Genomic DNA, 25838 nt, shown 5'->3' on the forward strand with positions numbered 1-25838 from the left:
CGGTTCATTCATTATGATGAAGCATGGCCTATCCTCGAATAAGTGTCAATAAACGGATCTCTTCCGTTCCAGCATTTTTCATTGCTTTTGCCGCTTGGCGCATAGTAGTGCCAGTCGTATATAAATCATCAACTAATACAATTTTTTTCGGAACTTTTTCTCCATTCCATGCAAAAAGATTTTTCGCCGCCATCCGTTCCGCTTTTGTTTTCGTTCCTTGGACATCTTCGCTTTTAATGAGGAAATGGCCATAAGTTAATCCCGCCGCATCCAATAACCGGTCGACTTGCGGAAATGTCCGTTCTTTTAACTTCTTGGGATTCATTGGGATGGGAACCAGAACGTTTTCTGATTTGCGAATAGCCGTTTTAAGATCTTCTCCGAAAACATGTGCCAAAGCAACATCCTGCAAAAATTTGTATTGATGCAAAAAAGTTTGCATGGCGTCATTATACTGGAATAAACTGCTCCCACTCTGGATCAAGCCGGCAAATTCTGTTGTTTCCCAGTGCCTGCAATCCCCGCACATCTCTTCTCCCGGCAATCCGCATTTTCCACATACGGCACCATCAATCTTCTCAAATTTTCTTTTGCAGCTTGCACAAACGACTGTTTCAGCGTCATTTAAAAATAGACTCCTCCAGGAAGGGCGATAAAGTATGGCAATATCACAAATAAGACAATTCATGGCAATCCCCTCCTATTGTACGAAAGGATTTTTTGTCTTGCCTTGTCCATTTCCTTTACAATTCCGTTATGGAAAAAAATCACATCTCCTTTAGGATTTGCAGTGGCCCTGCCAGCACGTCCTGCAATTTGAATTAACGCAGAAGCCTCGAAGATCCGATCGTCGGCACCAACTACAGCCACTTGGACATTTGGGATGGTGATTCCGCGTTCTAGGATGGTCGAAGTCAGCAATCCCCTAACTTCGCCGTTGCGCAATTTCAATACTTTCTCTTTTCGTTCCGGATCTTGCGCATGTACCGCTTCAATGCGAGGGTCTAATTCCTGAAATAGTTTAATGCTGTGGGCAATTAACTCAATCGTTGGCAAAAACAATAAAAAGGGTTCGTTTTTGCTCAGTTTATCTTGAACCCATTTGGCTAATTTAGAGGGTATTCTGTTTTTCAATAAAACTTTCTTGTAATTCCATAACGGTTCAAAAACTGGCACAGGCAAGGCATGGCCATGAAAACGCCGGAAAATTTCGGATCGGTTCTCAATTTTTTTCAATAGGGCGGCGGAGGGTGTAGCTGAAACATACACGATTGGTGCTTCTTTCTTTTTTGATTTGATGACTGCCCGTTCAAGTGCCGGATCGTAGGAGTAAGGAAAAGCATCTGCTTCATCGACAATCATGACATCAAAAGCTTCTTGAAACCGGTATAACTGATGAGTGGTGGCAATGACAATGTTTGAAAAACCTATTTCTATGGGAGCTCCGCCGTAAAGTGTGTGAACAATCGTATTTGGAAAAGCGGCTTTTATACGCGGGGATAGTTCAAGTACAACATCTGTTCGAGGTGCGGCTATGCAAACACGCTGGCCTTTTTGAAGTGCTTCAAAAATTGGCGTAAATAATAATTCCGTTTTTCCAGCTCCGCAAACGGCATATACCAGATGGGACTTTCCATTTGAAAGACTGGAAGAAACTTCAGCAGAAGCCCGTTGCTGCAATGCTGTAAGAGTGCCTTTCCAGGCAAATAAATGATTTTGTGAAGGGATTGATGATGTGGTTTTCCATGTGATGAGCTCTGTACATGAGCTGACTCTTCCCATTTTGATGCAATGCCTGCAATATAAACAGTTGGCATCACAATTTGAACAGTAGAAAGTAATGATTTTATGTGGGGATTTTTCAAGGCAACGGGCGCAGATGCGTCCGTCAGTAATTCCATTGGTAACTGTTATAAAACCTTTGGCAATCGCTTCATTTATAAGGTCTTCTGAAAACGGAGTGAAATTTCTCAGCCATATCCGGCCATTTAAAAATTCCTCCAACTCTGGCATCTGCATTCTCCTTCCGAAAAACCAAAAGGGCCTGGGCTGTTATTTCTTTGCCCAACCAAGACCCATTGAACCTTCACCTAAATGTGTTCCGATGACCGGACCAAAATATGAAATGGAAAATTCGACTTCCGGGCATGAAGACTTTAATTCTTCCAGCCATTTTTGTGCTTCCTCTGGCCGATTCGCATGAATTACGGCTGCCTGAATCGATTCACCAGAAGCAGCATCTTGTTTGAGTAAGTCGGCAATACGATTCATCGCTTTCTTTCTAGTTCGGATCTTTTCGAAAGGAACAATCACTTTATTTTCAAAATGCAAAAGCGGTTTAATTTGAAGCAATCCACCAACAATCGCTTGTGCATTTGATAGTCTTCCGCCTCTGCTTAAATGTTTCAAATCTTCGACCATAAAATAAGCACGCATTGTTTTTTTCATGTCGTTAAGTTCATTCATAATTTCAGCAGCACCTGCTCCTGTATTTGCCATTTCAGCAGCTCTTAAAGCGTAGAACCCTTGCATAGCGCAGGAAATCTCCGAATCAAAAGAATGAACGGCCACTTCGTCCACCAAATCATTTGCTTGCCGTGAACCTTCAAAAGTTCCACTGATGCCACTTGATAGATGAATAGAAACAATTTCCTTATAGTCATTCGAAAGTTTTGTATACAAACTTACAAATTCCCCCAGAGGCGGCTGTGAAGTTTTTGGCAGTTCCTCCTTCGCTTTTTTATAAAATTCATCAACGAGCAAATCTTCTTCTTCTGCAAACGATTCGTTCTTGAAAGTTACTTGGAGAGGAATCATATGAATATCCGCTTTTTCTCGTAATTCTTTTGGGATGTATGCAGTACTGTCTGTTACTATTGCCGTTTTCATAGTTAATCAGCCTCCTTTGCCAGTTTACCAAAAAATACCGTCAAAAAGACATAGAAAAAAACTTCCTGGAAAATTTTCAGGAAGTTTTTTGTCTGGTTCATCTGATAAAACAAGTTTTCGCTCAGACAGAAATAAAAGAACGTTGAACTGAAGCGAATTTTGCTTTATTGATTGCCGATAAAATGAAGGCTGCTGACGCGCCATTCGTTTTGCTCTTTTTTAAATACGACAACTTGGCGGCCGGATTGTTTCGTGCTTTTGCCGGTCTTTGGATCTGCCATCGTAACATTATTATTTGCAAAAACTTCGGCTCTGTCTTTTTCGTATTTTACAATGGTTTCATCACTAGTTTCATACGTCGTATCATAGACATCAAAAGCTTTAGTCAAAGCCTTACTATCTTCTTCCCGGTCAAAGCCTTCAGGGTTTTCTGAGATCACATTCATATAACGTTCGAGATCTTCAGCATTGAAAGCTTCAATATATTCCTGATAAGCGGCTAGAATTGCGTCTGCTTCTTCTTTTGGCACATCCGCTTCAATTACTTTTCCTTCTTCATCCAAAGTAAAGCCAACCTTTTCATCTTCAATTCCATGGTCGACTGCATTATTTTCATTAGTTAAATCGCCGTCATTTGCTGTGTTCTGGTTTACAGTTGAATCTTCTGCCTCTGAACATGCAGCAAGAGTAAGCAATATCCCTATTGTTACTAATAGTTTTTTCATTGCGCATTCCTCCTGCGGTTCATTTTGCCATAGCAAGACATCAAATACAATGAAGAATCTGTGTCCAATTCTTTTCACAAAAAAATGGTTCGCAGCAAGCTGCAAACCATTCTAACGGTCATTCTATTATCTGACTTCAACCCAGCCGTTTTTAATTGCTGTTACTACAGCCTGTGTCCGGTCATTCACCTGCATTTTTTGCAGAATGCTTGAAACATGGTTCTTAACCGTCTTTTCGGAAATAAACAAAGTTTCACCGATTACCCGGTTACTCTGTCCGTCTGTCAACAATTGAAGCACTTCGCTTTCACGCTTAGTCAACAAATGATAAGGACGGCGAATTTCAGTTTGATGGAAAGAGCCTTTATTTTCGCGTTCGCTTAATCTGCGGAATTCCATCACTAAATTGCGTGTCACTTTAGGATGCAGATAAGAACCGCCTTTAGCCACCACTTTAATCGCTTGAATAATGGCTTCAGCATCCATTTCTTTTAACATATAACCCAATGCTCCGGTTTTCAAAGCATGCGTTACATATGACTCGTCATCGTGTATTGACAGCATAATGACTTTTGAATCCGGGTACTTCTCCATCAGTTCCCCCGTTGCTTCAACCCCGTTTTTCTGCGGCATATTGATATCCATCAATACCACATCGGGTTTGTGTTCTTCGTACAATTTGACAACTTCCGTGCCGTCTCCACCTTCTGCGACCACTTCAAACGAATCTTCAAAGTCAAGAATCCGTTTGACACCTTCGCGGAATAATTGGTGATCATCAATAATAATAATTTTCGTCATTATGTTGTCCTCCTCAAATACCATATCTTATCCGTCAGTTTCCAACGGGATTTGAAACATCAAAACAGTTCCATTGCCTAACGATGAATTGATGTAGAAATCACCGTCAATTAAATCAATTCGCTCTTTCATGCCAATTAATCCAAAAGATTGGCTCTTTACTATGCTTTGATCAAATCCAGAACCATTGTCTTTTACTACCAATGTAACGTGGTCTTTTAACCATTCTACTTTAACATCAATTACAGTTGCTTTGCCGTGGCGGATTGCATTTGAGACGGCTTCTTGCACTAATCTGAAGATGGCTGTTTCGTAATTGCCTGGAAGCCTGACTTCTTTTCCACTAGTATGGAAATGGAGTATCGTTCCTTTATTATAGTCTTCAGTCGTTTCAAGATATTTTTTCAAAGTAGGCACTAAACCCAAGTCATCCAGAGCCATCGGCCGAAGATCATAAATAATCCTTCTGACTTCAGTAAGCGCATCCCTAACCATCTCTTTTAACGAGGAAATTTCCTTGAAAGCCGGTTCAGGCCCTTTTTCCCGATAAGTCCGCTCAATCAAGTCTGAACGCAGCAAGACATTCGCCATCATCTGGGCAGGCCCATCATGAATTTCACGGGACAGCCTTTTACGCTCTTCTTCTTGCGCTTCAATAATGCGCAGGCTATAATCTTGCTTTAGCTTGACGCTGTCAATCGCTTCCCCAAGCTCCTCATGATCGGAAGCCAAGTAATTGATGGTGACATTTAACCGGTTCACCAGTTCCTCAGCACGTTCAATCGTCTGCAGCAGCGTTTGCAGACGGCGTTGAAGCCTATCCCGCTTTTGGCGATACTGCTTTTCTTCCGAGCGGTTGACTGATAGTTGGACCTGCAGTTCGTTTGCTTGCTCATACGCTTGCCGGACTTCGCTTTCAGAAAATGAATTAAAAAATTGAGATACTTCGGCGAGGCGCCGCCGTGCTGCCCGAGTTTTTTCTTCGAGCAAATCACCAGCTTTGATCACACGGGATATATTCGTTCGCACATCTTCAAGTTCATCTTTCATATTTTCATAACTTTGGCGACTTTTTTCACTGATGACGAAAACATCCTGCTTGGAACTTTCCATTTTTTCGAGTACATCATTAAAAATGGAATCTAGCGCTTTCAAATCGAATTTTTTAGCCATTTTAAAACCGCCTTAGCTATACTTAACTGTATATAGAAAAAATTTCCTTGCACCTTTATGCCTGTGACGGCTGTCACAAGTATACCACTTTGTAAGCAAATCCGTATTAAAAAGACATTACAAAATATCTGATTATATTTTACACCAGGGGGAGTTAAAATGCGAGAAAATTACAAAACTATCGGCAAGTTAACAGAAAGTGAAATTATTATACAAAAATCACGATTTATTGGCTATGCTAAAAGAGCGGAATCAGAACAAGAAGCTATGGAATTTATAGAATCAATTAAAGCAAAACACCGCTCTGCCAACCACAATTGTTCCGCTTATATAATAGGAGAACATGATTCAATCCAAAAAGCCAATGACGACGGTGAACCTAGCGGCACTGCAGGAGTCCCTATTTTGGAAGTACTGAAAAAGCAGGGATTAAAAGATACGGTAGTGGTAATCACCCGTTATTTTGGCGGCATCAAACTTGGCGGCGGCGGCTTGATCCGTGCATATGGAAAAGCGACAACTGCAGCAATTTCAGCTTCTGGTATTGTTGAACGGAGACTTCATAGCCTGATGGCAGTTTCAATTGATTATAATTGGCTTGGGAAAGCGGAAAACGAAATCCGTCAATCTCCGTATCCCCTAAAAGAAATCCAATACACTGACGGAGTCGAAATATTAGTCCATGTACCAGTGGAAAAAGAACTTGATTTTACTGGCTGGATTAACGAAATGACGAATGGGCAAGCAATGATCAACTGCCTGGAAAGGGAGTTTTTGGAGTTCCAAATGCCTGAATAATTTTCATTTACGTTTCTTCTATCTCACTGTATAATAGGGAGAATCAAAGCAACTATGCACCAAAGACCTACAAAAGTACGTCAAATTACACCGGAAAGATTGGATCAATCGAATCGAATAGTCGGTTAGCCCATTCCTTTACAGAGGAGTTATAACCATGAATCGTAAAAATTACCGAAAAAAGAAATCGAGCAAAAAACGGACTGCCATCAAAATTACTGCCGCTTTAATTGTTTCGTTGCTCTTATGCGGGTCAGCCTACGGAATTTATTTAGTAAAAAAAGCCGAAGATGCAGCAGACAGATCTTTTGAAGCGGCTGGTGACAAATCAGACTTGCGGGATGAACAGGTAGAGCCTTTGCATGATAATGTCTCGATTTTATTTATCGGAGTAGATGATAGTGAAAAGCGCAGCCAAAACGAAAATAGCACGAGATCTGACGCATTAGTTCTTGCCACACTCAATAATGCTGATAAATCAATTAAACTGGTAAGCATTCCTCGAGATACTTACGCATTTATTCCTGCTGTAGAAGAGTATGACAAGATTACACACGCTTACGGATACGAAGGGCCTCGTTCTACTATTGATACAGTTGAAAATCTATTGGAAGTGCCTGTCGATTATTATGTCCGTATGAATTTTGATGCCTTCATCGATGTAGTCGATGCCCTCGGAGGCATTGAAGTGACAGTGCCTTATGACTTAAAAGAACAAGATGAAAATGACAAAAAAGATGCTATCGAGTTAAAAGCCGGGCTGCAAACCTTGAACGGAAGCCAGGCACTTGCCTTGGCGAGAACGCGCCATTACGACAATGATATTGAGCGCGGGAAGCGCCAGCAAATGATTATTGGGAGCATCATGGATAAAATCTTATCCGCTTCTTCCCTCACCAAGTATGGCAATGTCATTGATGCCATCGGCGATAATATGAAAACCGACTTAACCTTCAGAGACATGCAGTCGTTTTTTGAATACGCTAGAGGCGGCAAGCCAAATATTGATACACTGACGTTGGATGGATACGATGATATGTCCACTGGCACTTATTATTGGCAGCTGGATGAAGAATCATTGACAGAAGTCCAGGATATCTTGAAGGGCCATTTAGGATTTCAGCCAGACTCTTCGACTTTTTCGGACAGCAGTAATACGGACTTGACTGAAGAAACCAATGAAGAAGATTTTTAAACCGCAGCCAAGCTGCGGTTTTTACATTTCTTAGAGACAAATCTTAACCACGCCATAGAACAAAAAGGATCGAACGAAAAGCATACCGCTTTTCGTTCGATCCTTTTATTTTCCGATTAATTTCACAAGATTGATCAATGGGCGGTAGTTTTTCCCAGCCAGACCAACAATCTCTACAAACAATTCAATTGCAATCAGCATTACACTGATCAGCAAAATTCCGCCCCATAATGTCGCTTGAGAAAACAACAATGCTGCCAATCCGAATAAAGCAGCTATACCATAAATGATGAGGACTGTTTGGCGATGTGAAAACCCGATATTCAACAAGCAATGGTGCAAGTGGGATTTGTCGGCTGCCGATATCGATTGCTTTTCACGTACTCTGCGTACGATTGCAAAAAAAGTATCTGAAATAGGAACGCCCAACATGATGATTGGAATGATCAATGCAACAACTGTGATGTTTTTGAAACCCATCAATGCTAGAACAGAAATCATGAATCCTAAAAATAATGCGCCTGTATCACCCATAAAGATTTTTGCTGGATGAAAATTATAAAATAAGAATCCAATTGAACTTGCTGCTAAAATAGCTGCGAGTGACATAACGAAAGGATCTCCCATAATAAAGGCCATAATTGATAATGTAATTAACGCGATAGTTGATACCCCTGCTGCCAAACCGTCTAAGCCATCAATCAAATTAATCGCATTCGTAATACCAATAATCCATATGATGGTTAAAGGAATACTAAAATAGCCGAAATCCAATTCACCGCCGAACGGCAAGTTGATGAAAGAAATTTCAAGTCCTCCACCGACCACTACAATGGCAGCTCCTAGCAATTGGCCCAGCAATTTAGCTTTTGCTGATATTTCATACATATCATCTAAAACACCTGTAACTGTAATAATCAATGCCCCTAATAATACAGCTGTTGAAATAGGGATAAATGCGGGTTCTACAGCATTAGAAATCGATTCTTCAGGTCTTAGAATAAAATAACCGATTACAAATGATCCAAATATAGCTAATCCGCCTAAACGCGGCATTATTCTCGCATGTACTTTTCGATAATTGGGACGGTCAACTGCTCCTATTTTGAAAGCTAATCGCTTTACAATTGGAGTCAATACTATCGAAGCTATAAATGCCAAAACCAAAGTCAGGTATAGCATGTCTTTCCTCCTCAAAACTTCTAATCAACATACATATCCAATTGTCATTATACCATGTCTAACTAAAAAATCCATATTTTTGTATGTTTTTTCTGCTTCAAAACATTAGACGAATTTTGAGAGATTAAGTTCCGATCAATTAACTTTGTTTTGTATTTAATAATTCAAGTTCTTTGTTTGTCTGATTAATGTTTTAAGATTTTAATCGGCTAAAGCAAGTGTTGATGTACAAATTCCGATATTTCATTCTCGCGTTTACTTGCAGCTCTAAGACCGTTTCTTTTAATAAGAGTGAATACCGAAATAGCTTCGGATTAGTACTTTTCCTTCTATATAAATAATGTGATAAAATTCACTCACCTCATCATAACGTCTTAGTAAATGCCGCGTTTTTCAGATGACATATCGGCTAATACTAAAATTTGAATCACCCTGTATATTTGCGTTCATGTTAAATTTCTGGCATATATTAAAATTCATGTTATAATGACGGTGTAATTAGAATTTTACAAAAATTTTATTAGGGGTGCAAAATGAGATGAATGGCAATCTGGAGTTTTATGCAAGTTTGACGGAGTGGACGCCTTGGGACGAAGCTGCTGTATTAAAAATGCAGTATTTGCAGCGTGCTGAACTGGCTAAATCCATCACTTGTATAGGATTACTTGTCGACTTATCCATGGATCAGCATTTTGAAGTGCGAAAAGGAGTAGCCGAAAATCCGCGTACTCCATTAACTACTTTAAGGCGTTTAGCAGAACAGGATTTTTGCGGCAGTGTAAAAGATGCCGCTAAGTATACCTTATCTGCACTTATATGACAGCTAATTCGCAAAACTCCCTGCGCGCATGCCGGGAGTTTTTTACTGCCGCTATATTTAATGTTTAACTATTATTCTGTCGGTTATATATAGAATAAGACATTTTAGAGGAGGAATTTCAATGAGCAATAGCGAAGGATTATCAGATAAACTAAAAGGCGCAGTAAATAAAGGCAAAGGTGAAGTGAAAGACCAAGTCGGAAATGCTACAGGCGACCATAAAAAACAAGCTGAAGGTAAAATTGATAAAGCCAAAGGCGATTTGCAGGATCAAGTTGGCGAATTTAAAAAAGACAATAAGTAACAGAATTCAAAATCCGGTCAATTTGATCGGATTTTTTGTTTTTTTACTTAAGTTTTTTAAAGTTCTGCAGTTCAGTTATAATATAGACTTATGCAAATTGTTTTATAAAGGAGTTTATTATGCAAAAAAGAACACTTACTTTAAGTGAATCAATTATGGTCGGCCTTATGTTATTCGCCTTGTTCCTAGGAGCTGGAAATATTATCTTTCCTCCTTATCTCGGCCAACTTGCCGGCAATAATATTGTGCCTGCTATTACTGGGTTTCTATTGACCGGGGTCGGTTTGCCTCTTCTTGGTATTTTGGCAATAGCAAAAGCTGGAGGTGATTTGCAAACAATTGCCGGTCGTGTCAATCCGATTTTCGGTATTGTTTTCACTTCTATTGTTTACTTGACTATTGGCCCATTTTTTGGAATCCCGCGCACGGCCACTGTTTCTTTTGAAATTGGAGTAGCGCCTTTTCTTCCGAGCAATTTGGGTTCCTCTTTCTGGCCATTGCTCACTTTCACTATCATTTTCTTCATCGTGACCATTTTGTTTTCATTAAACCCGACCAAGCTAGTAGACCGGATCGGAAAAATTTTAACGCCTATCTTGATTTTAGTAATCGGTTTATTGGCCGTAAAAAGCATTATTACACCTATGGGAGAAATAGAAGAGCCTGTAGGCAATTACAATACTGATGCCTTTTTCAACAGTTTTTTGCAAGGATATTTAACAATGGATGCTATCGCAGCCCTTGTCTTCGGTATCGTCATTATTGAATCGATCCGCGCAAAAGGCGTAACAGACCAAAGAAGTATTTTGAAGACGACTGCTTTTGCCGGCATTATTGCTGCAACCGGCTTAGCCCTGGTTTACTTATCGCTTAGCTACATAGGTGTAACCAGTGTGTCTGCTATTGGCCTTCAGGACAACGGCGGGACGATTATTGCTCTGGCATCCCGAGTTCTTTTTGGCGAAATGGGAGGAGTCATTTTAGCGGCTGCTATTCTCTTTGCTTGCTTGTCGACTTCCATCGGATTGGTTGCAGCCACTGCCCAGTTTTCCCATAAGATCTATCCAAAAATTTCGTATACCTCTTATGTTATGGCATATGCCGGATTCAGTACTTTAATCGCTAATATAGGATTAACACAGCTGATTGCAGTGTCCCTCCCTGTGTTATTGGCAATTTATCCAATTGCTATTGTTCTTGTTATCTTGTCATTTTTTGACCGTTCTTTCGACCGAAAGCCATTGGTTTATGTGATTGCCCTCACTTTAACCGGCATTATCAGTATATTCGATGGCCTTCGTTCAGCCGGCATATCTTTCAATCATGTAGACAAGGTCTTCAGTGTCTTGCCATTATTCGAACAAGGGATTGGCTGGTTCGTGCCAGCAATTGTTGGTACCCTCTTGGGCATGGCGATTGTGCGATTTAAGCGGCAATAATCCAACGAAAAAAACAGCCTTCATGTGAAGGCTGTTTTTTTCTAGGCTGTCGAGAAACTCGTATGTTCTTCTGTCATTTCGCTCCAGGACGGACGCTTTTCGCGGGGTGCGGCCCTAAGCCTCCTCGCTCGCTGGCGAAACCCGTGTGCTCCTGCATCGCTTCGCTAGCTTCGTCGCAAATGAATGGGGCAAATGCTTTTTGCCCCATTCATTCCCTGTGGGGTCTCAGGACTCGCCGCCTTTCGCTACATTTAGATTCAGTTTCTTATCTTTAGCAGTTCTCTGCAATAGTGACTATTTGAATAAGCTCTCTATTGTTTATACCTGCTCTCCAGATATGGAGCCAAACGGCGGAGAAAACCGTACTGCTCCTGCAGTGCTGCGCACTTCGTCGCAAAGACTTAGCCTCGCAAGCTTCGGCTAATGTCTTGCCTGCGGGATAGCGAGACAGCCGAGACCCTGCAACGCCCTTTCATGTTTCGAAGCTAGCGCAGCGATGCAGAAACAAGAGCGTAAGCGACGAAGCGGCTTGGCGCTCGCCCGCGGCTAAAACATATGCTCCTGCGCAAGCTCGTCGCAAAGACTTGGCCTCACAAACCTCGGCCAATGTCTTCGCAGCTGGTTGGCGGAATATCGGTTAAGGAAAGATCACCAATACAAGTTTTATCTTTCACAACAAGCTGAAAAAAACAGCCTTCAAGTGAAGGCTGTTTTTTCATTTAAAACAATTTAGGTGTTGGTGGAGTGCCTGGTTTTTTATCGGCTTCTTCGTGAAGCGTTTTCCCTTCTCTCGGACTGCGCGGCTTTTCAAAATCATCATTTCTGTCATTCAATAAATGCTCTTCTTCGGAATCACGGCCAAATGGTGCCGGGCCCAGATTTGGGTCTACACCTGGAGACTGGTCATCTTGTCTGCGATGGACTCCATCATCCGTGTTCAATATATCCCCTCCTGCATCTGATCCGAGGCCTGGTTCATGTTCCATCAGTTTTTCTTCCGGCAAACTCTCATCGGCAGTTTGGCTGCCAGTTGTCGGGTGGATGCTATCGCCTTTCAGCCGGGAATCCTGAGTTTTGTCTCCATAACTTGGAAGTCCATATTGCTCTTCTCTTGGTACTTCAGTGGTGTAAATTTCATCCGATCGGATTCCCGTAGTACCCAAATCGGTACTTACATCTTTATCCCGTATAGGTGCATCATTATGTCTTAAGTCATCGCGTTCTATATCACGTCCAAAAGGCGCCATAGCTGTATTGCGTTTTACCTCATCGCTATCAATAGGGCGGGCATCATCCCCAAACGATGAGTAGTTATCATCTTCTCTTGATGACTGTTCGGTATAAAGCAATATCGCACCGTTTTCAAGGTTCTCCTGATAATCATCTATTTCCCTTTGCTCAAGGTCCAATTTCTTTAATTCTTCACGCACAGTATCTTTGCCGGTAAAAAACGATTTGAATTTACTGCCTATAGAACCCGTTTCATGAGTTTGGATATTTCGGTCATTATCGACTGCTCCAAGTACTGAATCATCGTCTACAAGTACATGTATATCATTTTCTCGATAACCGCGCATCTTCAACTCTTCCACTTTGCTTAGCATTTCTTCTTGGCTGTATACTAACACAATTTCTCGATTCAATGGTTTCATCTTTTTCAGCCTCCTGTAACTGGTTTTAATATATGTCTACCCTAACGGCCAGAAAGCTAAAACATCCCTCCACTCTCATTCATCCCCTATACTGAAAAAAACCTCCGGAATAATCCGGAGGTTTTTTGTGCTTCTTCTCTAAATTTGTTCTTCTCAGTTTTTAATAAGGTTTTAAAGTATGGCTTCTTTGCTGTATCTTATTTTTTCTTCTCATGTTCAGGCAATGTAGTGAAAGAAATGTGGTTTTCTTCTTTCATCAATAATGGATCATGCTGAAATGATTCTCCTCGGTCAAAACGATCTTGTGGATCATCAAAAGTGTTATCCACCGAATTCACATATTCATTAGTGGAAGCTTCAACCGGATTTCCTTCACGGTCACGAAAATGGCTTTCAGCAATCACTTCATCAATGCCTTTTCGCCCTCCAATGATATATAGAAGGATTCCCCCTTTTTCAAGTTCATCCGAAAAACGTTCAGTCTCAGATTCGGATAGGTTCAATGATTTTATTCCTCCTCCATTGTTTTCATGGCGGGAGAAAATACCTTTGAATTTATCTTTAAAAGAACCGGCTCCTTCGATTTCTGCCGCTGTCTGATTTTCCACTCGATCGAATCGGTCCATGTCTTTCGCCATAACATGTATCTCGCTTTCTTCATATCCTTGCTGTTTAAGATCATAGATTTTATTTAATAAATCTTTCTCTGAATAGACAACTGCCAGCACTTGCTTTTCAGAACCCATGCAAAAACCTCCGTCGGAATAAAGTATTTTAGTATCTTTACCCTTTAAAGAAGAAGATTTAAACTTACTGTAAGCACCAGAGATTGAACGATGTTTTAATCATTTGCTTATTAATGGACGATAATATACAGATTTTCTTGAAAAAGCGGATTTGCATACTTCTTCTAATCGTTTGTGCATTATAATAATTTCCCTTGTAGGTATTATTTACCTTTTATTTTTATTAATAAAATAGGTCTTAAAAAGGCAGTTTATTTAGAAAATTGATGATATCATGAATGTAATATATGGAATTGCAGTACACTAATAGTTGTGGAGGCGGATATTATAGTACTTAACAATCTTTCAACTGTCTATCACTCAGAAGCCGCGACCAAGTTGGAAAAGAACTCTCCTACATGGATGACCGATATTCTGCCCATTCAAATGGAAAGGAGAGAATCAATGAATACAGGTTTACGCCTCAAATATCACAGACTTAAAAAGAGAATCAGCTTAGAAGAAACCGCTTCAGGGATCCTCTCTCCAAGAGAACTGAAAAAAATTGAATCCGGCCTTAAAGAGCCCTCATTGCGTGATTTAGAAGCATTATGCAAGAAGCTGGAAATTTCTTTAGCTCCAAAAGAAAACCCGATTGGCCAAGTACTGGTCAAAAACTTCAAAACTTCGCTGCTTCATCCTCAGAATAAAGGAAAAATTATGGAGCAATATGCAGATATCCATAATCATCCCTTGTTGCATGCTAATGAAGATATTGAATTGGAATATAATATTCAGCAAATCCGGTATTTCATTATTACAGGAGATTTGGAGAGTGCAGAAGAAAAGCTAAAGGAAATGGAACGGTTTAAAGAATTTATGAACCAGGAGCAGTTTTACTTGTTCCATAAATATACAGGCAACTACCATTATCTTTTAGACGATCCTGAATCAGCTTTGAAAACTTATTTGATGGCTGAAAAGATAGTTCCAACGACTATAGCCAGTTCAGATTTAGCCGATCTCTATTACTCAATTGGAATCACGGCAAATCGCTGCTGGGAAATTAGTATGGCTAATAAATATACTGAATTAGCCTTAAAAATCTATCAACAAGAGTTTATCCCCAAAAGAATTGTAGAATGCCATTTGAATATTGCTATTACCCATCAACGTTTTGGTAACTACAAAACAGCAATGGAGCACCATCGAAATGCGTTGGCAATCGGAAGCAAACTAGATGTTGATATACTAAGATTTACAACAGAATTTAACCTAGGCTATTCCTACTTTATTTTTCAGGATTACGAATTGTCGCTTATCCATATTGAAAACTGTTTAGAATTCATTCCACCTGAATATATTGCTGATATGCTGCTAAGCTACTGCATCTTGATTAAATGCCATATCGAACTTGGCAATTTGGAAGAAGCTAACAAGTGGAAAGTGAAAGGCGTCAAACTTATTGAAGTTAAAAAACTCAATATGGATTCGCCAACGAACCATGCTTTCAAAGAAGCTTATATCGAATTTATTTGTTTAACTCACTTTTTAAATGATGAGTATGACGATTTTGAAAGCATGGTAAATACACGACTGATTCCATGCCTAGAAATTGATAATAATTTTTTTGAGATGGGATATTATTACGGACATTTGGGTAATGTTTACTATAAACTAAAGAAGTATGAAAAGTCTGCTTTTAATTTCAATAAAGCAAGGGAATCATACAAAAAAACTACAATTATAAGATAGGGAGTGAAATTGATGAAAAGAAGTTTTGGAATTTTGTTTACAGCTATTATTGCATTAACGAGTTTGTCCATTGGGGCTAATGCGGATGAATCGGCAGTCAAACCACGTATCCCGGAGCCTTGGTCGGTTGAATCCGAAGTCGCTGTCCAAGCTCGCATTCCGGAGCCTTGGTCAGTGAAAAACGAAGTCGCTGTCCAAGCTCGCATTCCGGAGCCTTGGTCAGTGAAAAACGAAGTCGCTGTCCAAGCTCGCATCCCGGAACCTTGGTCAGTGAAGAACGAAGTCGCTGTCCAAGCTCGCATCCCGGAGCCTTGGTCAGTGAAGAACGAAGTCGCTGTCCAGGCTCGCATTCCGGAACCCTGGTCAGTTAAAGAAAATTTCAAAGCTTAATTTAACAAAAAAACCAGCGGCTTTTTGAGCCGCTGGTTTTTCGTTTAAATCTTTTTCTTGTATCCTGGTTTTCCAAGCAACTCAAACATATTCTGCTTATACAATTCCACACCCGGCTGGTCAAATGGATTAACGCCGGACAAGTAGGCGCTCATTGCACATGCTTTTAAGAAGAAATAAATCAAATAACCTGTATGAAACGCATCTACTCGTTCAACTTCGATTGTCACAACGGGTACGCCACCTTCTACATGCGCCAACGCTGTTGCATTCATCGCCTGCTGATTAACTTCGTGCAACGTTTTATCAGCTAAGTAATTTAAGCCATCTCCATTCTCTTGATCAAATGGGATTTTGCTTTGATATTGATCTTCCTTAAAACTGATCATGGTTTCAAACAAGGTACGGCGGCCATTTTGCAGATATTGCCCTAAAGAGTGCAGGTCAGTGGAATAAATAACGGATGCCGGGAAAATGCCTTTTCCTTGCTTGCCTTCGCTTTCGCCGAACAATTGCTTCCACCATTCATTTATACCTGACATTGCAGGTTCAAAACTGGCAAGAACTTCTATCGAGTAACCTCTGGCATTTAGGATTTGGCGGTAGGCAGCATAAAGATAGGCAGTGTTCTCAAATAGATCTTCCGATGCCAAGTCCTTCTCTGCCTGAGCTGCACCATCAACTAAGGCCCGAATATCTACTCCAGCAACCGCTAATGGAAGTAATCCGACTGCAGTCAGAACCGAATAGCGCCCTCCGATATCTGGCGGGATTTCAAATGAGGTATAACCGATAGCATCTGCCGCCTTTCGAAGAGCACCTTCGGTTTTATCAGTAGTAACAATAATACGCTCTGCAGCTTGTTCACCATATTTCTCATACATCCAAGCACGCAGCACACGGAATGCTATAGCCGGCTCAGTAGTGGTGCCAGACTTTGAAATTACGTTTAACGCCACTTCTTTTCCTTCGATAAAAGATAAGAGTTCCTCCATATAACGGCCGCTCAAATTTTGTCCAGCATAAATTACTTCCATTTCATTTAAGCCAAAAGATGGACAAAGCAGATCCTGCACTGCCTTCGCACCCAAATAGGAGCCGCCTATGCCGATGACAATCAGCACCTCTGCATCTTTACGAAGTTTTTGTGCCGTTTCTTCAATACGGGATAATTCGTCCTTATCCAACTGAGTGGCCCAATCCAGCCAGCCCAAATATTCAGCTCCGGCACCTGATTTTTCGTGGATTTTACGGTGAGCTGCTTTGACAAAATCCTGTACTGCGATCACTTCGTCTTTTTCAATGAATTGAGTTATATATTTGTCATTTAATGATACTGTTCCGATAAGAACCACCGCCTTTTTTTGATATATTCAGTTTACCATGATTCAATGTATACAATGTAGCAGATGTCAAAAGTCTTACATTTTTTACAGTAAATAAAACCCAATGCCCATAATCAGATAAGCAGCGAGAAGCGTTAAACCTTCAAACCAGTTGGATTCTCCGTCGTTCATTACATTGATCGCCAGAAATACCGCAGTAATCATTGCGACAAGTTCAGATATCGTGAAAACCAATGGCATCTGCACCGGCATAAAGAGCGAAATCAATACGAGTACTGGTGCTACAAACATGGCAATTTGCAGTGTAGAGCCAATGGCGATTTCAACTGCGATATCCATTTTGTTTTTCATTGCCATAATTATAGCGGAGGCATGCTCTGCTGCATTCCCTACAATCGCTACAATAATAACTCCAATAAACAACTCTGACCATCCAAACTGTTCTCCTACTTCCTCAAACGTGTGCACTAAATTTTCGGAAACATAAGCTACAATTAAAGTAGCAACTAATAAAATAATAAGCGCTTTTCTTTTGGACCATTCCGGCTCTTCATGCGAAGACTCAGTTTCAGGATCTGCGTGGGCATATACGCCGCGATGTGTTACCAGCTTAAAAAATAATCCGGCTAAATATAGCAGTATTAAAATGATCGATATCCCCACACTCAATTGAATGGTCTTCGTATCATTCATCGTCATAGCAAAAATTTCAGGAATTACAAAAGCAACGACTACAGCAAAAATCAATAAACCAGAATTATGGGAGGCATCATGAATACTGAATTTCTGCCTTTTAAATTTAAGGCCGCCAAGGAAAAAGGAAAGGCCGCCTACTAGCAATAAGTTCCCTAGTACAGAACCTGTCAAGGAAGCTAGAACAACTCCAATGAGTCCTGCCTGCAATGCAAAAATAGAGATGATAAGTTCTACCGCATTCCCGAAAGTTGCATTAAGGAGTCCACCTATTCGTGGACCACTGACAATCGCAAGACTTTCCGTCGCACGCCCCATGAAACTGGATAAGGCTACTATACTTATTGAACAGATGATAAACATCACCACACTGGGCCAGTGCAGCAGCGATCCAATGACAGTCAATGGCACACCAATAAGCGCCATTATAATAAAAATACGATTCATAGAACCCTCTCCCATATTCTTTTTAAGCATCAATACCCTCCCGCGGGATATCTTTAACCTCTACTTTTTCAAATTATCTATCCAATTTTTTCTTTCGTATTTTTAAAAAATAGAGAAACAAAAAAGCACCTCCAATGTTAGGATAGTGCCTAACATTGGAGGTGCGTCCTCAAAAAGATGATTATAATAATTATTGATTTTGTCCCATATCTTTTGTGCATTCTTTTACAAAACGGTCAAATAATTTTTTGGAAGCTTCGTCACCCTGGACCGCAAATTCTTCTGGATGCCACTGGATACCCATCACAAATTGATAAGAATCACTTTCAAGTGCCTCAACAAGCCCATCCGCAGCTCTAGCTGCTACTTTCAACTGGCTCGAAACATCTTTGACTCCTTGATGATGAAACGAATTCACATTGAATTTTTTCTCGCCCATGATGCCAAGCAATTTACTATCATCCTCAAGTTCAACCGAATGGGTTCGGTGCGTCCGCATTGCCAGCTGCTTATGCTGATTTAAATCGCCTTCATACTGCGCTTCTAAATCCTGATAATTTGTGCCCCCTAGCGATATATTAAGCATTTGAAGTCCTCGGCACATACCGATAAACGGCTTATCTAACTTTAAGAAATTTAATATTAATTCTTTCTCGTATTCATCACTGCCAGGATATACCGCTCCTAAGCGTATATGCGGCTCTTCTCCATAAAGCAACGGATTGATATCTCCACCGCCTGTGACGATTAAACCGTCCAAGCGTTCACATAATACCGGAATATCTTCCTGATCTACTATCGGAACGATTAACGGCAATCCGCCAGACTGTAGAATAGCTTGGCCATAAACTGGATCAAGGGAATACATTTGGTCTTTTTCAACTCGCGCTGTAATACCAATTACTGGTTTGTCATTGTTTTTCATAAATTACTTTCCTCTCTTCATTTAAAACAACACACTTTTATTGTATACCCGTCATGGGAAGCAAATAAACAGATTTTAAAGTATGGTTTTTTGAAAACGGAAGGTAGGGGAAACGGATTCATTGTATGTAAAGTTCATTTTGAAGTATGTATTTTCATTAATCGTCCTGCTGGTCTGGCCGGAATAGAAAACGCTCTAAATTAATTTTCCCGTGTTGATCAACCTCGACTCCTTCTTTTTCAAGAAATGATTGTTGAGCAAAGCGCGCCTCTTCATTTTGAATAGCGATTTGCCCTCGTGCATTCACTACACGATGCCATGGCAATTGATGTTTACTGCTCATACTATGAAGCAACCGGGCGACTTGCCTTGCTCCTCTTGGACTGCCAGCATGAGCAGCTATTTGTCCATAAGTCATCACTTTCCCAAAAGGGATTTTCTTTATCGTTTCAATAGCTTTCTCAGTAAATGGCTGCATCAAATTTCCGTCCTGTCTGATAAATATTTACTTTAAGTTAACACTGTTTTCTTTGCTTCTTCCAGCAATACTCCGTTGCGGTATCTATCAACCACTCTTCGGCTAAATTCATACATAGGAAGTTTAGCAGTTTCTACCGCTAATCCCTTACTATTGTAATGAACGGTTTTATAATAATCAATCATGCGCCCGATCAATTCCTCCAGCCCACGGAGAGACTCTTCATTTTCATACAAGAAAGGTTTACTTAGATCGATGGATTTTACATCTTCGGCATATACATCCTGTAGCTTGTCCAATTCATTTACTGTCTGATCAAATAATAATTGTTTTCTTTCGTACCGGTAATGGTGCTGCCAGTAGACAAAAATCTCCTTAGCAACCCCTAACTTCTTGGCTCCTTGGGACGCCGTCAAGCCCTCATTGACACAAAGATCAAACATAATCTTTTTCAACGACTTCTTATATTCTCTTTCAATGACTCCTTTATACTGTAAATATCTCATTTGATAACCCCTTCCTGAGTTGGCTTATAGATTTGCAGTCCGCATTAATATCATTGTTAGACGTTTCGATATCTTTTTATGACATCAATTTCTTCTATAGAAATTAACTTCTTGTAAATCGAGGTGTCATGAACTTTTTCACAAATATAGAAAGTGGATGGTTCTTGATTTGCTATTCCTTTTTTTAGGCCAGAGATATTTCTGCCTTCGCCTTTGAAATCACTGCCGAGATGAAAAAAAGTGAAACTGTTTTCTATTCCCCACTCCGCAATCTTCAATAAGAGAGCCTTCATTGCATTGGAGTCTTCAGCTTCTTCCAGACTACCGTCCAAATGGTGATAAATAGTATCTCCCATAGTTAGTACATAACAGGCCGATACGAGCTTATTCTCACAGTAAGCTCCAAATAAATGAAGGTTTGGGCCGAGCGAGCTGATAAGCGTTTCAAAATAATCGTTAGTAAAAAAATAATAGCTATCTGCATCTTCTCGCCGCCGTACAGTCGAATAATATAAAACCAAAAACTCGAACATATGACGGACCGTGCCCAGTTTTTTAATAACTACGCCGTTTTCACCATTACTTCGTTCTTCTTTATCTTCCTGCTCTTTTGGCTGCTGGTCTTGCTGATCAAGTTTAATGGCAAATGTCTCATACATAGGCAGTAACTTTAATTGCTTTTCAAAGATAAGGGCATTGTTCTTTAATGGATGAAATCGGATAAACTCTGCGATAATTTTTTCTTTTTCACAAAACGCAGAGAATTCATGAAGGAAATTTGAAGTCAGCTTGGAAGCATTATTCTTGGTCTTTAATAATGGGCCACCATATCCAAAAGGAGTCGTAATGTCAAAATAACCCGGGGCATCATTTTCTATTCTTCTTTTGATGAAAGGATAAACAACTTCTCCTTCCTCATCGTTGTAATAAAACATCATCGACTCGCCGGGGTCTAATTTCATTGCGCTTAAAAAATATTGGCTTGTGTAATATATATCCGTTACTTGGAAAAGGTCGAGAATTTTTTGCCAGCGCATATGATCGTGTATGGCAACAACCTCATACATACTCTTCACCCCTGTTTTTTTCAGCTAAAAAATTACTTAAATACCGTTTGCAGTTTTGCTGCCGTAGTTTTGCTGTCTTGTCTTCCTGTTTTAAACAAGGTATTTAGCATTTCCAGGATAAATGCCACCAAAGTTCCGATTATAAAACCAAAAGCCCCTGCCACCCCTAAGCTAAACACCATATTTTCTTCAAATGGTGAAGTTGGAAGTTGGTCGCTGGTAATTGGAATAACTGAAACCTTCTCCACTTGCATCATTTCAGGAATTTTCTTTTTAAAATTCACAGCAACTGAGTTGGCGATTTGAATGGCCAACTCTTTGTCTGCGCTGGAAACCGTTATATTCAATACTTGAGAATCAGCTGCTTCAGAAACGATAATTCTTTCGTGTAATTCCTTAACCGAGACCTTTAAGCCCAATTCTTTAATAACTTCTCCTAAAACTTGCGGGCTCCTTATGGTTGCGCTATAGGTTTCATTAATTCCAGGAACTTGTGAAGCAAGCTGTGAATCTGCTACTGCCGAAGGCACGGAACTTTCTTCCTGCTCAACTAGAATCTGGCTAGTTGCTTTGTATTCGGGCACTAAAACAAAATACAGTAAAAACCAGACAACCCCAATTGAAAGAAAGGTAATACTGAGAATCACTTTTAATTGTTTCCTTAGGTTTTTCAGAATATTTAAAATAAGGATTTTTTGGCCCACAGAATTTTCCTCCTTTTGAGCAAATAGAATTAGAGATTAATCGGTTTCTTAAAATTCAGATAATTGTAGTTCATTTATATCATACTTTTTTAGTTCAATCTACACTTTTAAAGAAAAAAACAAAAAAATAATTGGAATTTTTAAGTATTTCGACTCTTAGAATATTTTTAACATATATTAGAAAATTCATTATAGTTCTATATACCCTAAACGAAAAAATACATGATTTTTATGTTTCATAGAATATGGCAGATAGTTTATAGTTGCTGTTTCGTTGTCGGCTGTCCAAAAAGTAGAAGCCCTGCATTTATCTAAATGCAAAAAAGCACCACTTCTTATGAAGTGATGCTTGCTTGTAGACATATGTAAATTGTAAATTCAAGTGTGGCTTCTACCTCTCAAATCAGATGGAATCTTTCATTAACTGGCTTCGGATGATGTCATTGCCTATTGAAATTATTTAGTTGGATTGTGTTTTGCCAGTACGGTTCACCGCTACTAGTTTTTCAGTTTTTTCGCAACATTAAAAAACTGTAGACAGCCTCAACTTAGCGAGATGCCTACAGCCCAAAAAATCGCTTCTAAATGAAGCGATTCTTTTTTCATTCTTTCCATAATCCAATAATTCCATTTCGTCTATAAATAATGTGACTGCTCTCAAGTGTTTTTAATACTTTTGATAAAGTTTGATGCGGAATATTCATATCCATAGTTATTTCTTTAATGGTTTTAAAAAGTACACCATCTGGAGTAGAGTTTTTCATAAAATATTTTATAAACCTTTCTCCTGTTTCTGCAATACGATCTGTTTCATTTACGAAACATTCCCGGCACTCTTTCAATATCTTATGTTCCGTGAATGGCTGGGTTTCAGAAAGGTTGTTTCTCATTGATACCATATCGTTGCCTCCCATATCTTTACTTTTTTTATTCTTCATTTACATATATACCCTTAATTATATTAATTATTCATTTAATTGTAAATTATTTCTTAAAATTCTAATAGTTTTATTAATTTAAAGTAAATATAAAAACCGTCCATTATACTGGACGGTTTCTGGCTTATTTCTTACTCCATCATTTTTTTCTCAATAAAATCCTTTAATACATGGATTCCTGTTACACAATCATTTAATGATGACCATTCTTTTGGGTTGTGGCTGATTCCTTCCTTGCTTCGGACAAAGAGCATGGCAACCGGAATATGCCTTCCAAGCACCATAGCATCATGTCCGGCACCGCTTGGTATATAAGTCGGCTTTATCCCAAACTTCTTCAATGATTCCGCTAGTTTTTCTTTCAGATTTTCTGCAATCGGAATCGGCTGGATTTTTGTGCTTTGTTTGATCTCTACTTGAATTCCGCGTTTTGCTGCTATATTTCTTGCTTCTTCTGTAATCAGATCTACCAATTGATCGCGTGTCTGTTCTTGGATATCACGGATGTCTACGTTTAAAGACACTTTTTCTGGAATCACATTGGCACCATTCGGCGATACTGCCATTTTGCCGACTGTTGCTACTGCCGTTTCGCTTACCTTCTGCGGGAATTCAGAAACTCTTTGGATAAATTCTGCAGCTGCCACAAGCGAGTCTTTTCGGCCAATCATCGGCGTGTTTCCTGCGTGCCCTGCTTCGCCGTAAAACTCAACTTCCAGCCATGCTAATCCTGCAATTCCACTGACAATGCCCACAGGCTGATTTTCTTTCTCCAGTTTTTTTCCTTGCTCAATATGGACTTCCACAAAAAGCTCCAGCTCATTAAAATCACGTTTGGCATTTTTAAAATCCTGTATTGAACTTCCATAATCTTTCAAAACCTGTTCCAAGTCTGCTCCATTAAAATCACGCAGCCTTTGGATCTCTTCTTCGCTGATTTCCCCTGCCATCGCCCGGCTGCCGCTTAGGCCGCTATTAAACCGCGATCCTTCCTCATCGGTAAAGATAATTACTTCAAATGGTTTATTGGGAGTAAAACCGCTATCTTTCCAGGCCTCTACTACTTCTAATGCTGATAATACTCCGAGAGGTCCATCAAAATTTCCCCCGTTTGGGACACTGTCCACATGAGAACCTGAAGCGATGACTTTTGCATCCTGATTTGCTCCTTGCAGGCGCCCAACGACATTTCCTGCACCATCCTCTGACACGTCAAGCCCGGCCCCATACATCCACTTCTTTACAAGTGCTTTCGCTGATTTTTCTTCTATTGAAAATCCGGGGCGTTTAACTCCCCCTACTTGTGTAAAGCCGATGTGAGATAATTCATAAAGTCGCCGGGCAATACGTTCCCCATTGACGCCTGAATGAGACAGACTGGTGTCAAAACCTTTCAGTAAATCTTCCAATAGCGGATTGTGTATCGTCATTCTTTTATTCCTCCAGCAGTATTATTTATTTAAATAAGCCCAGGCATACTGTGCATACAATTCCGCACCGGTTGCCAAAGCCTCTTCATCAATATTGAATTTCCCATGGTGATGGGCCCATTGCGTGTCTTTTTCAAGGTTTCCGCTGCCGACTAACGCAAAACTTCCGGGAACTTTATCCAAATAAAAGGAAAAATCTTCACCGCCCATAGTCGGCTTTTCATCATAAACGGACCCTTCCCCAAACGCAGCTGCAGCTACTTGCTGAACTAGTTCAGCACTTTCTTGTCCGTTAATAACTGCTTGAGTGCCTCTGAAATACTCAACCGTTGCACTACCGCCGTATATCGCAGCGGTGTTTTCAGCGTAGATTTTCAGCTGCTTCTCAATATGGTCCCGGGTTTCAGCATCAAAACAGCGAACGGTGCCTTCAATTTCAGCGTTCTCAGCTATTACGTTAAATCGTGTTCCTACAATCATTTTCCCGACTGTTACAACTGCCGGCTGTTGGGGATCGATGGTCCGGGAAACCACTGATTGAACATTCATTACAAACGATGAAGCAATGATTGCTGCATCAATACACGCTTGTGGGATAGCACCATGGCCGCCCTGGCCTTTAAAATGCACTTTAAAGATATCGGCTGATGCAAAAGATGGGCCAGGATTACAAGCCACACTATGTGAAGGTATCTGTGACCAGATATGAATGCCAAATACGTCATCGACACCTTCAACTGCTCCTTGCTCCACCATTGCTTTGGCTCCTGTGGCCACTTCTTCTGCCGGTTGAAAAATAAAACGGACCGAGCCCGGCAGTTCATCTTTAATGCCAGCCAATGCTTTAGCGGCGGATAGCAGCATCGCAGTATGGGCATCATGTCCGCACGCATGCATTTTACCGGTTGTGGCCGATTTGTAAGGCAAATCGACATTCAGTTCTTCTACTGATAAAGCATCCATATCCGCACGGAGGGCCACAGTTTTCCCTTCTTTGCCGCCTTTCAACGTGCCAATTACACCCGTAGGTTCCGTTTTCCGGCATTCGATTCCAAGGCCTGTCAAATAGTCATAAACAAATTGAGAAGTATTATACTCTTCCCAGGACAGTTCCGGTTCACTATGCAATTTGCGGCGAATGCTAATCGTTTCTTCGTTATTTTCTTGTATGGCATTTTTGATGGCTTCATTAATCATCTTATTAACCCTCCAGTTTTATCTGACTTTAACGGGCAGTATGGCTCCCGCTTCTCCGAGCGGATGCCACGGTCCGTAAAAGTCCGATTGGTTCAACTAACCTTCAATGGAATAAACACTCCATTGAAGGAAGTTTCACTTTACCCCGCTTTAACGGGCAGTATGGCTCCCGCTTCTCCGAGCGGATGCCACGGTCCGTAAAAGTCCGATTGGTTCAACTAACCTTCAATGGAATAAACACTCCATTGAAGGAAGTTTC

26 protein-coding genes are annotated in these 25838 nt (G+C 40.3%); 7 read left to right on the forward strand and 19 right to left on the reverse strand.

The window, feature by feature from the left end; all coding sequences use genetic code 11:
* Positions 1–28: 28 nt before the first annotated feature.
* The 6 genes from ACSFXN_RS12550 to ACSFXN_RS12575 form a co-directional block, all read right to left on the reverse strand.
* Positions 29–688: a ComF family protein gene (locus tag ACSFXN_RS12550; RefSeq protein WP_437150441.1), complete on the reverse strand. Its 660-nt coding sequence runs from the start codon at positions 686–688 to the stop codon at positions 29–31.
* The gene (locus ACSFXN_RS12555) at positions 685–2013 is read right to left on the reverse strand and encodes a DEAD/DEAH box helicase (protein WP_437150442.1); all 1329 of its coding nucleotides are present in this window, start codon (positions 2011–2013) and stop codon (positions 685–687) included. Before ACSFXN_RS12555 ends, ACSFXN_RS12550 begins: the two co-directional genes overlap by 4 nt.
* A gap of 39 nt (positions 2014–2052) precedes the next feature.
* On the reverse strand, positions 2053–2889 hold the full coding sequence (locus ACSFXN_RS12560; protein WP_437150443.1) for a DegV family protein: 837 nt from the start codon (positions 2887–2889) through the stop codon (positions 2053–2055).
* 164 nt (positions 2890–3053) lie between these two features.
* The gene (locus tag ACSFXN_RS12565) at positions 3054–3614 is read right to left on the reverse strand and encodes a DUF4440 domain-containing protein (RefSeq protein WP_437150444.1); all 561 of its coding nucleotides are present in this window, start codon (positions 3612–3614) and stop codon (positions 3054–3056) included.
* Between the two features lie 126 nt (positions 3615–3740).
* Positions 3741–4415, reverse strand: coding sequence for a response regulator (locus ACSFXN_RS12570; protein WP_437150445.1), 675 nt, complete (start codon positions 4413–4415; stop codon positions 3741–3743).
* 27 nt (positions 4416–4442) lie between these two features.
* Positions 4443–5588 carry a sensor histidine kinase gene (locus tag ACSFXN_RS12575; RefSeq protein WP_437150446.1) on the reverse strand — a complete coding sequence of 382 codons (1146 nt, stop codon included), beginning with the start codon at positions 5586–5588 and terminating at the stop codon, positions 4443–4445.
* Between the two features lie 159 nt (positions 5589–5747).
* On the opposite strand from ACSFXN_RS12575, the gene ACSFXN_RS12580 reads away from it, so the two are divergent.
* Together ACSFXN_RS12580 and ACSFXN_RS12585 are read left to right on the forward strand one after the other, a co-directional pair.
* Positions 5748–6386: a YigZ family protein gene (locus ACSFXN_RS12580; RefSeq protein WP_437150447.1), complete on the forward strand. Its 639-nt coding sequence runs from the start codon at positions 5748–5750 to the stop codon at positions 6384–6386.
* A 157-nt stretch (positions 6387–6543) separates the two neighbouring features.
* Positions 6544–7581 carry an LCP family protein gene (locus tag ACSFXN_RS12585; RefSeq protein ID WP_437150448.1) on the forward strand — a complete coding sequence of 346 codons (1038 nt, stop codon included), beginning with the start codon at positions 6544–6546 and terminating at the stop codon, positions 7579–7581.
* A gap of 105 nt (positions 7582–7686) precedes the next feature.
* Here ACSFXN_RS12585 and ACSFXN_RS12590 read toward each other — a convergent pair whose 3' ends face one another.
* The gene (locus ACSFXN_RS12590; RefSeq protein ID WP_437150449.1) at positions 7687–8763 is read right to left on the reverse strand and encodes a glycosyltransferase family 4 protein; all 1077 of its coding nucleotides are present in this window, start codon (positions 8761–8763) and stop codon (positions 7687–7689) included.
* A 538-nt stretch (positions 8764–9301) separates the two neighbouring features.
* Between ACSFXN_RS12590 and ACSFXN_RS12595 the strand changes: the two genes are divergently transcribed.
* The 3 genes from ACSFXN_RS12595 to brnQ all read left to right on the forward strand — a co-directional run bounded on the left by ACSFXN_RS12595 (position 9302) and on the right by brnQ (position 11326).
* On the forward strand, positions 9302–9583 hold the full coding sequence (locus ACSFXN_RS12595; protein WP_300989849.1) for a hypothetical protein: 282 nt from the start codon (positions 9302–9304) through the stop codon (positions 9581–9583).
* A gap of 121 nt (positions 9584–9704) precedes the next feature.
* Positions 9705–9887 carry a CsbD family protein gene (locus tag ACSFXN_RS12600; protein ID WP_437150450.1) on the forward strand — a complete coding sequence of 61 codons (183 nt, stop codon included), beginning with the start codon at positions 9705–9707 and terminating at the stop codon, positions 9885–9887.
* A 119-nt stretch (positions 9888–10006) separates the two neighbouring features.
* Positions 10007–11326 (forward strand): branched-chain amino acid transport system II carrier protein, encoded by a 1320-nt coding sequence (brnQ, locus tag ACSFXN_RS12605; RefSeq protein ID WP_437150451.1) that lies wholly within the window; start codon positions 10007–10009, stop codon positions 11324–11326.
* Positions 11327–12045: 719 nt separating this feature from the next.
* Here the strand turns inward: brnQ and ACSFXN_RS12610 are convergent.
* Both ACSFXN_RS12610 and ACSFXN_RS12615 read right to left on the reverse strand, forming a co-directional pair.
* Positions 12046–12978, reverse strand: a complete 933-nt coding sequence (locus ACSFXN_RS12610) for a general stress protein (protein ID WP_437150452.1) — start codon at positions 12976–12978, stop codon at positions 12046–12048.
* A gap of 197 nt (positions 12979–13175) precedes the next feature.
* Entirely contained in the window at positions 13176–13724 is a 549-nt protein-coding gene (locus ACSFXN_RS12615; RefSeq protein ID WP_437150453.1) for a general stress protein, read from the reverse strand.
* A gap of 444 nt (positions 13725–14168) precedes the next feature.
* On the opposite strand from ACSFXN_RS12615, the gene ACSFXN_RS12620 reads away from it, so the two are divergent.
* Together ACSFXN_RS12620 and ACSFXN_RS12625 are read left to right on the forward strand one after the other, a co-directional pair.
* The gene (locus ACSFXN_RS12620) at positions 14169–15458 is read left to right on the forward strand and encodes a helix-turn-helix domain-containing protein (RefSeq protein ID WP_437150454.1); all 1290 of its coding nucleotides are present in this window, start codon (positions 14169–14171) and stop codon (positions 15456–15458) included.
* Positions 15459–15470: 12 nt separating this feature from the next.
* Positions 15471–15848, forward strand: coding sequence for a hypothetical protein (locus ACSFXN_RS12625; RefSeq protein WP_437150455.1), 378 nt, complete (start codon positions 15471–15473; stop codon positions 15846–15848).
* Between the two features lie 44 nt (positions 15849–15892).
* Here ACSFXN_RS12625 and ACSFXN_RS12630 read toward each other — a convergent pair whose 3' ends face one another.
* From ACSFXN_RS12630 to ACSFXN_RS12675, 10 genes are all read right to left on the reverse strand, one after another.
* Positions 15893–17194 carry a glucose-6-phosphate isomerase gene (locus tag ACSFXN_RS12630; protein ID WP_437150485.1) on the reverse strand — a complete coding sequence of 434 codons (1302 nt, stop codon included), beginning with the start codon at positions 17192–17194 and terminating at the stop codon, positions 15893–15895.
* An 84-nt stretch (positions 17195–17278) separates the two neighbouring features.
* Positions 17279–18334, reverse strand: coding sequence for a calcium/proton exchanger (gene cax, locus ACSFXN_RS12635; RefSeq protein WP_437150456.1), 1056 nt, complete (start codon positions 18332–18334; stop codon positions 17279–17281).
* Between the two features lie 190 nt (positions 18335–18524).
* Positions 18525–19259, reverse strand: a complete 735-nt coding sequence (locus ACSFXN_RS12640; RefSeq protein WP_437150457.1) for a gamma-glutamyl-gamma-aminobutyrate hydrolase family protein — start codon at positions 19257–19259, stop codon at positions 18525–18527.
* Between the two features lie 157 nt (positions 19260–19416).
* Positions 19417–19737, reverse strand: coding sequence for an MGMT family protein (locus ACSFXN_RS12645; RefSeq protein ID WP_301854852.1), 321 nt, complete (start codon positions 19735–19737; stop codon positions 19417–19419).
* Positions 19738–19769: 32 nt separating this feature from the next.
* A complete protein-coding gene (locus tag ACSFXN_RS12650; RefSeq protein ID WP_437150458.1) occupies positions 19770–20243 on the reverse strand; it encodes a hypothetical protein in 474 nt (157 codons plus the stop codon).
* A 56-nt stretch (positions 20244–20299) separates the two neighbouring features.
* Positions 20300–21310 carry a GNAT family N-acetyltransferase gene (locus ACSFXN_RS12655; RefSeq protein WP_437150459.1) on the reverse strand — a complete coding sequence of 337 codons (1011 nt, stop codon included), beginning with the start codon at positions 21308–21310 and terminating at the stop codon, positions 20300–20302.
* Positions 21311–21342: 32 nt separating this feature from the next.
* Positions 21343–22014, reverse strand: a complete 672-nt coding sequence (locus ACSFXN_RS12660; protein ID WP_437150460.1) for a YveK family protein — start codon at positions 22012–22014, stop codon at positions 21343–21345.
* Between the two features lie 602 nt (positions 22015–22616).
* Positions 22617–22952, reverse strand: a complete 336-nt coding sequence (locus ACSFXN_RS12665) for a replication/maintenance protein RepL (RefSeq protein WP_437150461.1) — start codon at positions 22950–22952, stop codon at positions 22617–22619.
* A gap of 131 nt (positions 22953–23083) precedes the next feature.
* A complete protein-coding gene (locus tag ACSFXN_RS12670; RefSeq protein ID WP_437150462.1) occupies positions 23084–24382 on the reverse strand; it encodes a M20 family metallo-hydrolase in 1299 nt (432 codons plus the stop codon).
* 21 nt (positions 24383–24403) lie between these two features.
* Positions 24404–25579, reverse strand: coding sequence for an amidohydrolase (locus ACSFXN_RS12675; protein WP_437150463.1), 1176 nt, complete (start codon positions 25577–25579; stop codon positions 24404–24406).
* Positions 25580–25838: the final 259 nt, after the last annotated feature.

It is taken from the genome of Planococcus sp. 1R117A, from assembly GCF_051417975.1.
GTDB classification, from domain to species: Bacteria; Bacillota; Bacilli; order Bacillales_A; family Planococcaceae; genus Planococcus; species Planococcus shenhongbingii.